Annotated in this window: 14 protein-coding genes; 8 read left to right on the top strand and 6 right to left on the bottom strand. The window is 63.0% G+C overall.

All coding sequences use genetic code 11. From position 1 onward, the window contains the following. Positions 1-32: 32 nt before the first annotated feature. Positions 33-2,243, top strand: a complete 2,211-nt coding sequence (locus tag ACQY80_RS15890) for a TonB-dependent receptor (RefSeq protein ID WP_428681560.1) — start codon at positions 33-35, stop codon at positions 2,241-2,243. Positions 2,244-2,320: 77 nt separating this feature from the next. Here the strand turns inward: ACQY80_RS15890 and ACQY80_RS15885 are convergent, their stop codons facing one another. Beyond that, a complete protein-coding gene (locus tag ACQY80_RS15885) occupies positions 2,321-3,088 on the bottom strand; it encodes an SDR family NAD(P)-dependent oxidoreductase (RefSeq protein WP_428681558.1) in 768 nt (255 codons plus the stop codon). Between the two features lie 107 nt (positions 3,089-3,195). On the opposite strand from ACQY80_RS15885, the gene ACQY80_RS15880 reads away from it, so the two are divergent. The 5 genes from ACQY80_RS15880 (at position 3,196) to ACQY80_RS15860 (ending at position 6,864) form a co-directional block, all read left to right on the top strand. Then, positions 3,196-4,491: a spinster family MFS transporter gene (locus ACQY80_RS15880; RefSeq protein WP_428681556.1), complete on the top strand. Its 1,296-nt coding sequence runs from the start codon at positions 3,196-3,198 to the stop codon at positions 4,489-4,491. A 19-nt stretch (positions 4,492-4,510) separates the two neighbouring features. Next, the gene (locus tag ACQY80_RS15875; RefSeq protein ID WP_428681554.1) at positions 4,511-4,906 is read left to right on the top strand and encodes a nuclear transport factor 2 family protein; all 396 of its coding nucleotides are present in this window, start codon (positions 4,511-4,513) and stop codon (positions 4,904-4,906) included. 12 nt (positions 4,907-4,918) lie between these two features. Beyond that, entirely contained in the window at positions 4,919-5,566 is a 648-nt protein-coding gene (locus tag ACQY80_RS15870) for a carboxymuconolactone decarboxylase family protein (RefSeq protein ID WP_428681552.1), read from the top strand. A gap of 72 nt (positions 5,567-5,638) precedes the next feature. After that, a complete protein-coding gene (locus tag ACQY80_RS15865) occupies positions 5,639-6,256 on the top strand; it encodes a glutathione S-transferase family protein (protein ID WP_428681550.1) in 618 nt (205 codons plus the stop codon). Between the two features lie 14 nt (positions 6,257-6,270). Beyond that, the gene (locus ACQY80_RS15860) at positions 6,271-6,864 is read left to right on the top strand and encodes a VOC family protein (protein ID WP_428681548.1); all 594 of its coding nucleotides are present in this window, start codon (positions 6,271-6,273) and stop codon (positions 6,862-6,864) included. 56 nt (positions 6,865-6,920) lie between these two features. Here the strand turns inward: ACQY80_RS15860 and ACQY80_RS15855 are convergent, their stop codons facing one another. Further along, positions 6,921-8,486: a long-chain-fatty-acid--CoA ligase gene (locus ACQY80_RS15855; protein WP_428681546.1), complete on the bottom strand. Its 1,566-nt coding sequence runs from the start codon at positions 8,484-8,486 to the stop codon at positions 6,921-6,923. Between the two features lie 87 nt (positions 8,487-8,573). Between ACQY80_RS15855 and ACQY80_RS15850 the strand changes: the two genes are divergently transcribed. After that, positions 8,574-9,626 carry a 5-methyltetrahydropteroyltriglutamate--homocysteine methyltransferase gene (locus ACQY80_RS15850; RefSeq protein ID WP_428681544.1) on the top strand — a complete coding sequence of 351 codons (1,053 nt, stop codon included), beginning with the start codon at positions 8,574-8,576 and terminating at the stop codon, positions 9,624-9,626. Positions 9,627-10,192: 566 nt separating this feature from the next. On the opposite strand, the gene ACQY80_RS15845 is transcribed toward ACQY80_RS15850, so the two are convergent. The 4 genes from ACQY80_RS15845 to ACQY80_RS15830 all read right to left on the bottom strand — a co-directional run bounded on the left by ACQY80_RS15845 (position 10,193) and on the right by ACQY80_RS15830 (position 13,971). Beyond that, on the bottom strand, positions 10,193-10,888 hold the full coding sequence (locus ACQY80_RS15845; protein WP_428681542.1) for a diacylglycerol kinase family protein: 696 nt from the start codon (positions 10,886-10,888) through the stop codon (positions 10,193-10,195). Positions 10,889-10,928: 40 nt separating this feature from the next. Continuing rightward, positions 10,929-12,740 carry a hypothetical protein gene (locus ACQY80_RS15840; RefSeq protein WP_428681540.1) on the bottom strand — a complete coding sequence of 604 codons (1,812 nt, stop codon included), beginning with the start codon at positions 12,738-12,740 and terminating at the stop codon, positions 10,929-10,931. A gap of 108 nt (positions 12,741-12,848) precedes the next feature. Then, entirely contained in the window at positions 12,849-13,217 is a 369-nt protein-coding gene (locus ACQY80_RS15835; RefSeq protein ID WP_428681538.1) for a winged helix-turn-helix domain-containing protein, read from the bottom strand. After that, positions 13,210-13,971 (bottom strand): hypothetical protein, encoded by a 762-nt coding sequence (locus tag ACQY80_RS15830; RefSeq protein ID WP_428681536.1) that lies wholly within the window; start codon positions 13,969-13,971, stop codon positions 13,210-13,212. The genes ACQY80_RS15835 and ACQY80_RS15830 overlap by 8 nt, the downstream gene beginning before the upstream one ends. Position 13,972: 1 nt before the next feature. Between ACQY80_RS15830 and ACQY80_RS15825 the strand changes: the two genes are divergently transcribed. Then, the gene (locus ACQY80_RS15825) at positions 13,973-14,965 is read left to right on the top strand and encodes an SPFH domain-containing protein (protein WP_428681534.1); all 993 of its coding nucleotides are present in this window, start codon (positions 13,973-13,975) and stop codon (positions 14,963-14,965) included. The last annotated feature ends 63 nt before the right edge of the window (positions 14,966-15,028 follow it).

Genomic DNA, 15,028 nt, shown 5'->3' with positions numbered 1-15,028 from the left:
GTACCGCAGCGTGGATTTATGGGAGGGTATATATGAAGCTTGCTCACTCGATTTTGCTGTCCGGCGTCGCGATCAGCGCGATGACCCTCGGCGCGGCTCCGGCCATGGCGCAGGCGGCCGATACGGCCGCCGCGGCGGCCCCCGCCGATGCCGCGGGCGGCAACGAGATTATCGTTACCGCACAAAAGCGCGCGCAGAATCTGCAGGACGTGCCGATCTCGATGGAAGTGGTCAGCGGCGAACGCATCGCCGATTTCGCCGCCGTCGACTTCAAGGCTGTGCAGAACTACGTACCGAACGTATTCGTCCAGCAGACCAACGGCAACGACACCATCTATATCCGCGGCTTCGGCTCGCCGCCGCAGAACTTCTCGTTCGACCAGGCAGTCAGCGTCTATATGGACGGCATCTATGCCGGCAAGATGCGCCAGGCGCTCAACCCGTTCTTCGACGTCGCACGCGTCGAGGTGATGCGCGGCCCGCAGGGCGCGCTTTACGGGAAGAACACGCCGGCGGGCGCCGTCAGCGTCGTCAGCGCCGGCCCGACTTCCACCTTTCAGGCGGGCGCAACGGCCACCTACAACTTCGACCTTCAGGGCTATGACCTGACCGGCTTCGTTTCCGGCCCCGTCACCGACACGCTGAGCGTGCGCGTCGCGGCACGGCTTCAGAACCAGGAAGGCTATATCAAGAATCTCGGGACCGGCCGCGACGATCCGCGCAACAAGCTCGCGCTCGTCCGCGTCAGTGCGCTGTGGGAGCCGAGCGACAGTTTCGACCTCACGGCCAAGCTGGAAATGTCGAACGCACAGCGCATCGGCGGCCTGGGCGTGTCTAGCCCCACCACCACCGTTCAGCAGCCGAAACTGACGCGTTACACCGAAGAGTTTCCGCTGGGCCGCGAAGGCTATCTCAACCGTTCGGTGCTCGGCTCGGTGGTCGCCAACGTGAAGGTCGGCACGCATACCCTGACGTCGATTACAGGCTATTCCTGGTTCAACGGATCGGTGACCAACTATTTCGATCAGGAAACGCCGACCGGGGCGATCGTCGAAAATTCGGTGGCCAACAAATATCCCGAAAACTTCCGCCAGTTCTCGCAGGAAGTCCGCCTGCTCTCGCCGACCGGCGGGGCACTGGAATATGTCGTCGGCGCCTATTACGACACCGCCAAATACAATGTGGACCCGTTCCTCTATTATAACGTCCAGGCGTTCAACATCGTCTCGCTGAACCAGACCTATTTCCACCAGAATTCGCGTACGCTTTCGGCCTTCGGCCAGGCGACGGTGCGTCCGTTCGATGGCCTCCGCCTGATCGGTAGCCTGCGCTATACCAACACGCACAAGGATGCGACGTTCAGCGGCAAGCTGCTCGCCGGCCAGATTTTCCGCGCGCTGACATCGGCGCAGGGCAAGATCAGCGAAGGGCTCGTCGATCCCTCGCTGACGGTGCAGTACGACCTGTCGCGCGACCTGATGGTCTATGCCGTCTATGGTCGCGGCTCGAAATCGGGCGGCTTCGTGTCGAACACGCTCGGGACGGTCTCGTCGACCTTCGTCTACAAGCCCGAGCGTTCGCGCAACTGGGAAGCCGGGATCAAATCGACGCTGTGGGACGGCCGGGCGACGGTCAACCTGTCGGTCTATGACACCAAGTTCACCGACCTCCAGACATCGAGCTACAACCCCGACACGTCATCCTACATCACCAAGAATGCGGCGTCGGCAACGGCGACCGGCATCGAAGGGTCGATCCGTATCGCGCCCAGCAAATATTTCGATATCACCGCATCGGCCGCCTATCAGGACATCAAGTACGATAGCTATCCGAACGCGCCCTGCCTTGCAGGGATGACCGGCACGACCTGCGATCTCAGCGGCTATCGCCTGCCCTATACGTCGAAGTTCACCGGCAACGTCTCGGTCCACGGCCGCGTCGATATCAGCGATTACAAGCTGGACGGCACCGCAGTGCTCGGCGGACGCTCGGGCTTCTTCGACTCCGACGACCAGAGCCCGCTCTATGGCTATCAGAAGGGCTATGCGAAGCTCGACCTGCGCGTCCAGTTCGCGCCGCAGGACGAAAGCTGGCACGTCGCGCTGATCGGCAAGAACCTGACCGACAAGATCACGACCGGCAGCGCCTTCCGCCTGCCCTTCCCGATCACCTCGTCGACGCGTTCGATCCTGTTTATCGAACCCCCGCGCAACATCGCGGTCGAGGCAGGCTTCAAATTCTAGACGTCTAGTCCCTTTCAAGACGTCACGTCCCGACATCCCCTTCGCCTCGCGGCGGAGGGGATGTTTCGTTGGGGACGTCACACCGGCGTGTCATGTCCCCACTGGCGGGTCACAACGCCGCCCTCGCGCCGCACCGCGACCCAGTCGCCACCGGCCAGCGCATCATTCTCGATCAGGTCGATCACCGCTGCCGCAATATCTTCGGGCTGGCAGCGTTCGTTGTTGGCGAGGATCGGCGCCATCCAGTCAGCGGCACGATCGCCGCCGGTCGTATGCAGGATCGGCGTGTCGGTGAGGCCCGGAAGCACGCCCGCGACCCGCACATTCGCCTCCTCCTTCAGCGAGGCACAGCACCGCGTGAACATCATCACGGCTGCCTTGGTTGTCGCATACATCGCGTCGCGGAAGCCCGCACCGAGCGCAACGGTCGAGACGGTGTTGACGATCACGCCGCCGCCGCGCGCCCGCATCGTCTGCACAGCAATCTGCGTCGCCGCGATCAGCGAGGTGACGTTGACGTCGATCACCCGCCGGATGCGCGCCGCATCGGCATCGGGGAATTGCGGCGTGCCCGACACGACCCCGGCGTTGTTGTGCAGGATATCGACGTCGCCCTGCATAACGAACCACGCCTCGGTCGCCGAGATGTCCGACAGGTCGAGGTGATGCACGCTCGCCCGTGCACCCATTGCTTCCACCAGCCGCTGCGTTTCGGCGAGACCCGCATCGTCGACATCGACCAGCCGGATTTCGGCGGCGGCGCGCGCGGCGAGCAGGAGCGCCGTCGCGCGGCCAATGCCGCTCGCAGCCCCCGTGACAATCGCCGTCTTTCCCATGATATCCATCTTGTCTCTCCCGATTGGCTCGATCTACCGTAAAGCAGATTGACAGATAAACTTAAATATCTAAGCATTTTTGGGAAGCGATGAATCGCGCAATTTTGGGGAGAGCCATGTCCGAGGCGACCATGTTCGACGGCGGCACCGCGTCGCCCGATCGATCGATCGCGGTAAGGCGCAATGTCGCGCTGGCGATGCTGTTCGTTGTAGGCACGATCAACTTCGTCGATCGCCAGCTCTTGTCGGTGCTTGTCGAACCGATCCGCGCCGAGATGCAGTTCAGCGATACCCAGTTCGGATTGCTCACCGGCCTGATCTTCGCGCTCTTTTACGCCGCAATGGGCGTTCCTGTCGCGATTATCGCCGACCGCTGGAACCGCATCAAACTGATCGGCATCGCCTGTGTCGTGTGGAGCGGCTTCACCGCTGCGTGCGGGCTGGCTTCGAACTTCTGGCAGCTCGCGCTAATGCGTTTCGGCGTCGGCGCCGGCGAGGCGGGCGGAACTGCGCCATCGCTGTCGGTTCTCGCCGACTATTATCCGCCGGCGCAGCGTCCATTCGTTTCGGGCATCTTCACGCTCAACGGCCCGCTCGGCGTTTTCCTTGGCACCTCCTTTGGCGCCTGGGCAGCAGCTCACATCGGTTGGCGCAACGCGTTCCTCGTGATCGGCGCAATCGGCGTCGTCATCGTCCCCCTGCTCCTCTGGCTGGTTCGCGAACCGCCGCGCGGCCAGATGGACACGCAGAGCGCTGCCGTGGAAAGCCCCACCTTTGCTGAATGCTTCGCGGCCTTCATCCGCCGCCGGTCGCTCCGCATGGTGATGGTCAGCAGCGGCCTCGCCGCCTTCGTCAGCTATGGCATGCTGAACTGGATTCCGGCTTTCCTGATGCGGACGCAGAAGATGCCGATCGAGGCGCTGGGCACATGGTATGCCAGCGGCGCCGGTATCACCTTCGGCATCGGCATACTCGGCGGCGGCTGGCTGGTCAGCCGCTTCGCGACCCGGTCGGCGCGCGCCTATGGCAGTATTCCGGCCATCGCGACCGCGGTCCTCGTCCCCGGCCTGATCGCGGCGTTGCTCGTCGATAGCTGGCAACTGTCACTCGCACTGATGCTGCTGCCGATGGCCGCCTGCACCGTCTATGTTGCGCCGGCGCTTGCCCTTGTCCAGAACCTCACCACGCCGCGGTCGCGCGCCACGTCGGTCGCGCTTCTGATGCTGATGTTCAACATCGTCGGCCTTGGCCTCGGCCCGCTCTTTGCGGGCGCAGTCAGCGATGCCTTGAAGCCGGCCTATGGCGATGAAAGCCTGCGCTGGGCTTTGATGGCGCTCATCCCGTTCGCAGTCGCCGCCGGTATCGCGCAATTTGCGATGACGCGGCACCTCGACCAGGATTTCGCCGAATAATCGATCGAAGGAGAGTGTGATGAGCGAAGAGAATGAGATCCGCGCAATGGCGCAGCGCTTTTTCGATGCGATCGAACAGGGAGACATCGACACGATGGTCAACAGCTTCACCCCCGATGCGGAGATCTGGCACAACACCGACGAGCTGATCGTCACCCCGGCGCAGACCGCACAGACGCTGACCGGCATGGTCGCGCGGATCAAGGACCGCGAATATGCCGAACGCCAGCTGATCGCCTTTCCCGGCGGCTTCGTTCAGCAGCATGTGCTGAAGGGCAAGCGCGTATATGACGATGGCGCGGTGCGCCTTCCCTGCGCCATCATCTGCAAGGTCGAGAACGGCAAGATCACCCGGCTCGACGAATATTTCGATTCGGCGCACGTTGCCGAGTTCCGCAAATTCGCCAACGCCTGAGGAGCGATATCCATGCCCGTCCTGCGCCAGGTTCCCCGTTCGGAAGTCACCGACGAAACCGTTCTTGCCTATTACAACCGCCTGTTCGGCGACCGCGACCCGGTGGCCGAACCCGGCACTGCGACCGGCACGCCCGGCGACTGGTGGACCGTGTTCGCGCTGTCGCCCGACATCTTCGAACATGCGGTCAAGGGTTTCGCGGTCTACCGCAATCCCGCGCGCACGATCGACCCGATACTGCGCGAGCTCGGCCAGACGCGCGCCGGCTGGGTCAAGGGCAGCCAGTTCGTCTTCTCGCAGCATTGCAAATCGCTCCGCGGCCTCGGCTGCAGCGAAGAGAAGATCGCCGCCATCGCGCACTGGGCCGTCGCCGACTGCTACAACGAGCAGGAGCGTGCGGTCCTCGCCTATGCCGATTGTCTGAGCCAGGGCGGCGGCCGCGTTCCGCTCGAGATCTTCGACAAGCTGCGGACCTTCTGGAACGATGAGCAGATCTTCGAATTCACCTACATCACCTGTCTTTATGACATGCACGCCGTGATCACGCGCGCATTGCGAATGGAATATGATGCGCGCGAAGACCCGATCGTCGAGGTCGCCGCGCCCGAGGGCTTCAACGCGGCCGACTTCCTGAGCGCGCCGCGTCCGGTTCAATCCTGAGGGAAAGCCATAACCGTCAACTTAGTTGACGGTTATGGCCGAAGATGATAAGAGACTCGCGGAGAGGATCGTATGAGATTCTATAATAGCGTTGGTCCCAACCCGCGTGTCGTGACGATGTTCATGGCCGAAAAGGGTATCGAGATCCCCGAGGTCATGATCGACCTGCGTGGCGGCGAGAACCGGCGCGCACCCTATAATGTCGACGTAAACCCGGCGGGCCAGACCCCTGCGCTCGAACTCGACGACGGGTCGGTGCTGACCGAGATCACCGCGATCTGCGAATATCTGGACGAGCGCTTCCCTGCCCCCGCGTTGATCGGCACGACCCCCGAAGAGCGCGCCAGGACGCGCATGTGGACCCGCCGGATCGACATCAAGATCTGCGAGCCGCTGACCAACGGTTTCCGTTTTTCCGAAGGGCTGCCGCTGTTCGAACCGCGCATGCGCTGCCTGCCCGAGGCGGCGGCGGGGCTGAAGGCGGTCGCGCAGGACGGTGTCCGCTGGCTCGACCCGCTGATCGCGAGCCGCGAGTTCGTGACCGGCGACGCGCTGACGCTCGCCGATATCCTGCTTTTCGCTTTCCTCGACTTCGGCGTCTCGGTCGGTCAGCCGCTCGATCCCGAAAACGCCAATATCACGCGCTGGTACGACCGCATGAAGACCCGCCCCAGCGCCAACCCGAATTGATAAGGAGACGGATGATGGCTGCACCCAACAACGAGTTCGAATTCCTTGGCGTCAACCATTTGGCGCTGGTCTGCAAGGATATGGCGAAGACGGTCGAATTCTATCGCGACATCCTCGGCATGCCGCTCACCAAGACGATCGACCTGCCCGGCGGACGCGGACAGCATTTTTTCTTCGACATCGGCAATGGCGACAGCCTGGCCTTCTTCTGGTTCCCCAACGCTCCGGAGGCCGCGCCGGGCATTTCAGCCCCGGCGGCGCTGCCGACGCAGGGCAGCTTCGTCTCGGCGCACGGATCGATGAACCATATCGCGATCAACGTCCGCGCGGAAAAGTTCGACGATTATTATCAGCGCCTGATCGACAAGGGCGTCGAGGTTACGCCGATCCTGAACCACGACGATTCGCCCACGCAATCGTCGCCGGTGATGCACGATGATGTGTTCGTCCGCTCGGTCTATTTCTTCGACCCCGACGGCGTCTGCCTGGAATTCGCGGCCTGGACGAAGGTGTTCGACGAACGCGACGTCGCGCACGATCCGGTGCAGGCCGACGGCACGAAGCTCGAAGGCTTCATCACGGGCCGGACGCCGGTGCCTGCCGAGTAAGATATCCCACTGGGAACTCCTCTTGGCCCGGCGTGCGAACGCCGGGCCATTTTTTATCAGCCGACCGCCCGGTCGCGGCCTTCCCAATAGGGCGCGCGCAATTCGCGGCGGAGGACCTTGCCCGACGGATTGCGCGGCAGCGCGTCGATGAAATCGATGCTCTTGGGCGCCTTGTAGGCGGCGATCCGCTCGCGCGCCCAACCGATAACGTCGGCGGCGTCGACGCTTGCGCCTGCCGCGGGAACAATAAGCGCCTTCACCGCCTCACCCCATTTGTCATCGGGTACGCCGATCACCGCAACGTCGGCGACCCCGGGGCAGCCCATGATCGCGCTTTCGACCTCAGCCGGATAGACATTCTCGCCGCCGGACACGATCATGTCCTTGATCCGGTCATGGACGAAGTAGAAGCCGTCAGCGTCGCGGAAACCGACGTCGCCAGTATGAAGCCAGCCGTCGATGACCGTGTCGGCCGTCGCCTCGGCGCGGTTCCAATATTCCTTCATCACGATGTCGCCGCGGATCGCGATCTCGCCGATCTCGCCGTCGCCAAGCGCGCGACCCTCGCCGTCGAGGATCGCCATCTCGGTCTGCGGCCAGGGCTTGCCGCACGAGGTGAGCTTGCCCGGCAGGTCATGCGCCGAGGGCGACAGGTAGGAGCCGCCGCCCGAGCTTTCGGTCATGCCATAGAATTGCACGAAATCGCATCCGAAGGTCGCGCGGGCGCGGCGCAGCACATCCTCGGCGATCGGCGAGGCACCGTAGGCAATCGAACGGAGCTGCGAATAATCGCCGCTGTCGGCTCCGGGCTGCTGGAGCATCATCTGGATCATCGCGGGGGCAAGGAATGCATGCGCCACCCGCTCGTCGGTCATCATCCGGATCGCATCGCCCGCCGCGAAATCCTTGACGAGCACGAGCCGCCCGCCCTGCGCGAGGCCCGAGAAGCTGACGTTGGTCCCCGCGACATGGAACAGTGGCATGACGATCATCACCGTCTCGTCCTCGCCATAGGCGAAGCCATCGACCTCGGTCGCCATTTCGAGGAAGCGGCGATAATTCTTGTTCGCGAGCACAACCCCTTTGGGTCGACCGGTCGTGCCGCTGGTGTAGAGTTGCAGCACATCGTCGCCGAGTTGCGGTTCGAGCGTAGGGGCGGTTGCCGGCGCATCGCCCAGCCAGACTTCGAGCGGCGCGAACGCCGGATGCTCGCCATAGAGCGCGACAAGCTGCGGTGGGTTCGCGAGTTCACTGACGGCGGCCAGCGCCAGATCGAAGAAGTCTTCACCGACGAACAACATTTTGGGTGCGGCATCGCCGAGAATGAACGCAATCTCTCCCGCCGCAAGCCGGCAGTTGACCGGCGCCAGACAGGCACGCGCCCGCGCGGTTCCGAAGAAGAGCGGATACCAGCCGTCGTGGTTCTTGGTGAGCGCCGACACGCGATCGCCAGGCGTCACGCCCGACGCGACCAAAGCGTTGGCAACGCGGTTCGACTGGTCGTCGAGCTCGGCGAAGGTCGTTTCGCGGTCGCCAAATTTGACCGCGACCGCATCGCCGCGCTTTCGCGCCTGCGCCGCCGGAATATCCGCCAGGGTCCGGATTGCTTCCAGATCGATCATTTCTCTCTCCCAAACTCGCTTTTGAACTTGAATTAGATAGAATACTAAGCAAATGTTTGGCCAGCCCAAAAATCGAGAGGATCGGCCTTGTTCAACCACCCCATATTGCCCACGACCATCGTCGGAAGCTACCCCCAGCCCGACTGGCTGATCGATCGTGAGCGATTGAAGGCCAGCCTGCCCCCGCGCGTACGTGCCGAGACGCTGTGGCGCATCCCCGAACCCTGGCTCGCCGACGCGCAGGAGGCCGCGACGCTGATGGCGATCCGCGATCAGGAGGAGCTGGGAATCGACATCGTCGGCGATGGCGAGATGCGTCGCGAAAGCTATTCGAACCGCCTCGCAACCGCGCTGTCGGGGATCGATACCGAAAGGCACGGAACCGCGATCGACCGCACCGGCAACGCCAACCCGGTGCCGCTCGTGTCGGGTCCGATCCGCCGCGTCGCGCCGATCGAGGCGCAGGATGCGGCGTTCCTCCGTCGTCATTCGACCAAGCCGGTCAAGCTCACCCTGCCCGGGCCGTTCACAATGACGCAGCAGGCCGAGAATGGCTATTATCCGGACCTGCGATCGCTTGCGATGGACTATGCCGATGCGGTGAATGCCGAGGTGAAGGATCTGTTTGCGGCGGGTGTCGACGTCGTCCAGCTTGACGAGCCTTATCTGCAGGCGCGCGCCGCCGAAGCGAACAGCTATGCCATCGAGGCGATCAATCGCGCACTCGACGGCGTGGGCGGCACCACAGCGCTCCACATCTGCTTCGGCTATGCGATGGTGCACCACGGCGCGGGCGCGACGGGTCCGAAACCCAAGGCCTATGACTTCCTGGCCGAACTCGAAGCGTCGGCAATCGACGTGATCTCGATCGAGGCGGCGCAGCCGGGGCTCGATCCCGCGATCCTTGCCGAATTGCCGACCAAGACGATCATGTACGGCGTGCTCGACCTGTCGATCCCCGAGGTCGAGACTCCCGAAGTGGTCGCGGGCCGCATCCGCGAGGCGCTACGCTATGTTGACGCCGAGCGCCTGTGGATCGCGCCAGACTGTGGGATGAAGTACCACAGCCGCGAGCACAGCCAGGCGAAGCTGAAAGCGATGGTCGACGGCACCGCGCTGGTGCGCGCAGAGCTGAAGTAATAACCCGTTCGTCATTCCCGTGAACCCGAGGCCACCGATATTATAACTCGGCTGGCGTCGGGTTGTGGATTGTCATTCACAAAGTCCAATATCCCATGAGCGAACTATGCAAGGTGGCATAAACCTCGCCCCGCTTGTCGCCGGGATGCAGTATTAAGTCTGCCAACGAGCGGACGGATATCGCGTGAAGCGTCAAGAGGCTTGTGGATACCGGAACGCGGGATCATACTCGCCCAGAGATCGCAGCATCCTCATGGGCACCAACGATCTGCCATCCTTCGCGCTCCGCACGCTCGCGGCAGATGCGCGGCTGCAGAATCTCCTTTTTTTCCAGCCCGTCCCAGCCGTCATAGAGTCTTGCGATGATTGACAGCGACCGGTCCCAATCCGGTCTCCTTTGTGCAAGAAGCGTCTGTTGGTAATTTTTAGCGAATAGACGACGTGCGCACTCGGCTCAGCATCTGCAAAAAGAAGCTTTCCTACTTGTCGGAGGAAGAGGCGTTCGCGGTCGTCCGACGCTCTGATTTGCAGCTCCGGACGTATCGCTGCGACCGGTGCCGGCTATTTCATTTGACCAGCCGTACCAAAGGCAAGCGCAATCCCCGACGAGATGGCCTCTCTCGATAGCTGGCCGTTTCGGTCGGACCGCTTTGGCGAGCGCGGATCGCAACAAGCGAACGTTCGCTGCTGAACCGAATCGAACGGCCCGAGCTAGCCGTCGGTGGACCGTCGGCCAGCTCCGCAAAAGCAGGGCTTTGTCGGGAGGATGACCCGGGAGCCTGAATTGCTGCGTCGCCGCAAGTTGGGAAATGGATAGCCCGAGCGGTCAGGAAGTGCGGTGCCAACACGCTGATCCCGATCAGACCGGCGCCGAACGCGCTCACCAGTACCGCACCCGCAGCCACGTCCTTCGCGGACTTGATTGCGGGGTGAAAACTCTCGCTGACCGCATTGCAGCATTGCTCGACAGCCGTATTGAGCGCCTCGGCCGCGATAACGACGACCATGGCGACGATCAGCCAGCGCCATTCGGATGGATCGAGCCCGATCCACAGACCAAGAACGACAACGCACATCGACGCTCCCGCGTGAATTCGCATATTGGACTCGTTGCGCACCGCGAAGGAGAGCCCCGAGACGGCATATCCAAAGCTGCGCATTCGCGCCGCCCAGATCGCTGGACGCGGCGCCGCCGGATCATGCGGCCGCCAGGCCAGCGGGCTCGGCCGCCAAGCGACGACGGGCAGGAAAGCGAGCGCCAACAGGCCCGCGATTAGCGTGCAACAGACCATCTGGCCTCCCTCAGACAAACAATTCGATCGCAAGATGCGTCCGGCCACGAAGCGGCACGTCGATCGTTGCCGCGCCCTTTGCATCGGCGCGCAGAAATTTCGGCTTTGCCAGCCCGGTCAGATAATGCCGGCCGGGGAGCAGTCCCCCGATCTCGATCTTCGACGCCGCCGCGCCGCCGCCGGGGTACAGCACCAGATCGAGCGACCGGGCGCCGGCGACCGCACGGGCAATCAGGACATCGGGATAGCACGCTCGGGTCAATCGCGGACCCCCGGCGCACGGCCCGGCGGCGACCATCGTATGCAGCCCGTCACGACCGACGTTGCACGCGATCATCTCGAGGCAATGCGCCCATAGCGACGCGCGATGCCGGTGCGTAACCCCGCCCTCGCTGTGCGACGGAGATTCGACCTCAAGCCGTTCGAGGCATTGGCGCATCACCCCGGTATCGCCCATCTCGGCTGCGGCAGCCGCGGTTGCGGCATAGCCCGCAGCACGGCTGAAGCCGTAGTTGCCGACGTCGATCGGCCAGAACAGCTTGTGCCAGTCGCGTCGCTCCAGCTCCGCGCGCACCGCATGCCATTGTTCCTCGGCCAACGCGGAATCGATCGTGTTGAGAAAGAAACAGGGAAAGCTCTGCATCACGATTCCGCCGGGCGCGGGCGGCGCAATACCCGTCAGCGACGAACGAAAGGCGATGAACCGTCCGTCGCCGCGCATGCCTTCACGCAGCAATGCATTGCGGAAGTCGCCCGCCATCGCCAGCCATCGGGCGGTGCCGTTGCGGGTGTCGGACGCCTTGATCCCCGCAGCGGTAATCAGATTGCAGAGCGGGTAGATCCAGTTGGGCTCGCACGCGAGCAGTCCGTAGGGCGATGCGCTATACTGATCCACCAGTCGTTCGGCGATGTCATCAAGGGAATAGCGCCGCCAATCCTTGCCTCGCCGGTGCAGGACCAGATCGTCCGACAGGCCGGAAAGCGCCATCTGCAGTGCAGTGAACCCCGAATACATGATGTTCTCGTCGGGAATTGGATCGGCATCGAGCCGGAACCGTCCCCATGCATTTTCGAGCTGCCAGTATCGCCACAGGCGGCGATCGCCGACCTTGTACAGCAGCCTTGCCTGAGCTTCCTGAAAATAGGCGTCGGCGGCAGGCGCGTAGCGGGCGCGCGTCGTCGCCAGCGCATAGGAAAGGAAATTGACCTGATAACGTATCGCGGCAGTCTGAAACTGGTCGCGCCACTCGAAGCCACGAAAATCCTGCTCAGGTTGAAGCGCCCGATCGAGCAACACTCGCTGGCGCTGGAGGTCTTCGAACGACAATTCGCCTGACCTATCGGGCAATGGAGCCCGGTTCCAACCGGCTGCAACGGTCGGTGTCGCGGGCTGCCGCGATTGTCGGCCGGATCCAAACCAGGCGACAGCTGCAACGCCAAAAAGTGCGGGTCCCACTGCAACAAGCCAGTCAGACTCAAGCGGGACGGGATCGAGCCCCACCCACTCCGGACGGCTGGCCGCCAAAGCCGATACGCCCCACAGGACGGGCGGCGCGAGGACATTGCCCGTTCCGAACCAGATCAGCAGCGCCAGGCCGAACGCGAACAGCGATACGGCAATCCAGCAAAGCGCGATCCAGAGCTGATCGCCGGACGCCCACTGCGCAAATCCAAGGCCGGGAAAGACGAGGCTGAGAAGCCCCGCCCTTCCCCAATCTTCCGGATTGCCAAGGAGGCTCCCCACCGTCGCCAAGCCGACGAGAAGTCCATAGAGCAAGAGTATGCGTCCTTGCTGCCGGCGCGAATGCGTGCCCCGGATCATTCTACGCTTCTGCAAATAACTTTGTATTGCAGAGTATATCGGCAAAAAATGGGGCGGCACGAGGCTGGATCGCAGACTTGGGCCCTGTCGCACGCCATAGCCGATCGATCATATTGGCTTCCTCTTATGCGGCCGGGCGATGTGCGACGCCGCATCGCCGCGAGCGCGGAGCAGCACCTGCTCCAGAACCACGAGATAATCGTCGAAGCGCTGGCGCCCCGCGGGCGTCAATTTGCAGCTCGTATGCGGCCGCCGCCCCTCAAATCCCTTGGTGACTTCGATCAGGCCCGCCTCTTCGAGGGTCTGAACGTGACGGCTGAGATTGCCATCGGTCAATCCGCAGAGATCGCGCAGCTCGCCAAAACTCAGCCCATCGCGATAGTCGGCGAGCGAGGTCAATATGCCGAGCCGCGCCTTTTCATGAAGCACGCGGTCGAGGCCTTCGAACGCAAAGGGCGCGTCCTTCCGATCAGTCATGAGGCTTCCTTCCGGACGAGATGTAAAGCGCAGCGGCGACCAGAAATTGCCCGATGCCGAAGGGCAGCCCCATCAGCCATGCAGCATCGATCGACGCATCGCCGCTCATCGCCAAACTGATCGTTCCGGTCGCGAAATAGAAGGCGGCAGGCCATCGCATCGCGGGGGGCAGATTGCCAAGCGCGGCACAGATGCCGACCGCCATCAACAGCTGCCACAGCCCAGGCAGCAGCCGGGCGTGCTCGGGGAGTTGAATGAGGATGATGAAACCCGCGATGGCTCCTGCAAGCCCGACGGGAAGAAAGCGTTGCAACGTGCTGTTGATCAATCGGTCAGCCATTGCACGATGCACGGCGCGCGCGCGAACGATCGCTTCCATTCCGATCATCAGCGCGCACACCAGCGCAAGGAGGATCCACGCAAACAGACTGGCTTCGCCGCTGTGCGCCTGCCACCCGGCGAGCGCGAGGGCAAAGGCGCCGGTAAGCGCGACAAGCTTTGGCGCGAACCCTTCGAACCGCGTACCGGCTGCAAGCCTGTCGCGAATGCGATGGATGTCGCCCAGTGCCGAATCGATATCATTCATACGATCCTTGTAGGCAAACAACTTTGCAATGCAAAGTTCTAACGACTGATCCATTGTCGGCGCTCGATCGGCGCATGAACTCGTCGTCGGATCGGAGAAGATCCATGCCGCATCTTGCAAAAAACATTGCCGGCGATAACGTCGAGGTTCATTCGGATGGCGGGGCATTATGGTACTGGATTTTCTCAAAAAGCAGTTCGTTGATGTTATCGAATGGTTCGAGGAACCCGGCCAGCTGGTTTGGCGCGTCCCTTTCACCGATAACGAAATTCAGCAGGGCGCCCAGCTGACGGTGCGCGACGGACAGGTTGCCGCCTTCCTCAACGAAGGGCAGCTTGCCGATTATTTCACTGCAGGCCTGCACACGCTGGAAACCGCGAACCTGCCGATCCTGACGAACCTGCTCAACTGGGACAAGGCGTTCAAATCGCCGTTCAAGTCGGACGTCGTCTTCTTTTCCCTGCGCGAGCAGGCGGGGCTCAAATGGGGCACGACGCAGCCGATCACCGTGCGCGACGCCGATTTCGGGCCGCTGCGGATCCGCGCCTTCGGCAGCTATTCAATCCGCATCGAGGATCTTGAGACCTTTGCGACGCGGGTACTCGGGACGCTCGGCGGCCTGACCGTCAGCGCGCTCGAACCGCAGCTGCGGTCGGCGATCCAGACCTCGCTGGCGACCGCGCTCGGCGGCGGCGGTATCGCCTTCCTCGACCTCGCGGCGAACCAGCAGGCGCTATCCGACAAGATCAAGGCCGAGGTCGACAAGGCTTTTGCCGAATGGGGCCTGTCGTGCCCGACCTTCTTCGTCGAGAGCGTCTCGCTTCCCGAAGAGGTGCAACGCCATCTCGACAAGGGCAGCTCGATGCGTGCGATCGGCGACCTCGACCGCTACGCCAAATTCCAGGCGGCCGAAGCGCTGGAAAAAGCCGCCGACAATGACGGCGGCATCGCCGGCCTTGGCGCCGGCATCGCCGCCGCGGCAAGCCTCGGCGGCGTCATGGCACAGGGTCTCGGCGCCGCGACCGCACCGGCGGCGGGCGCCACCACGGGTGAAGACCCCTTCGTGCTGCTCGAAAAGCTGCACAAGCTGCTGAGCATCGGGGCGATCACCCAGCAGGAATTCGATGCCAAGAAAGCCGAGCTTCTGGCCCGCGTGAAATAAGGGCGCGCTGGGGGGGCATCGCCATGCAGCCGACATTATCCTGTCCATCGTGCGGGGCGGCGG

Source organism: Sphingopyxis sp. (genome assembly GCF_965279755.1).
Taxonomy (GTDB): domain Bacteria; phylum Pseudomonadota; class Alphaproteobacteria; order Sphingomonadales; family Sphingomonadaceae; genus Sphingopyxis.
This window is presented reverse-complemented; position numbering and strand designations above follow the sequence as displayed.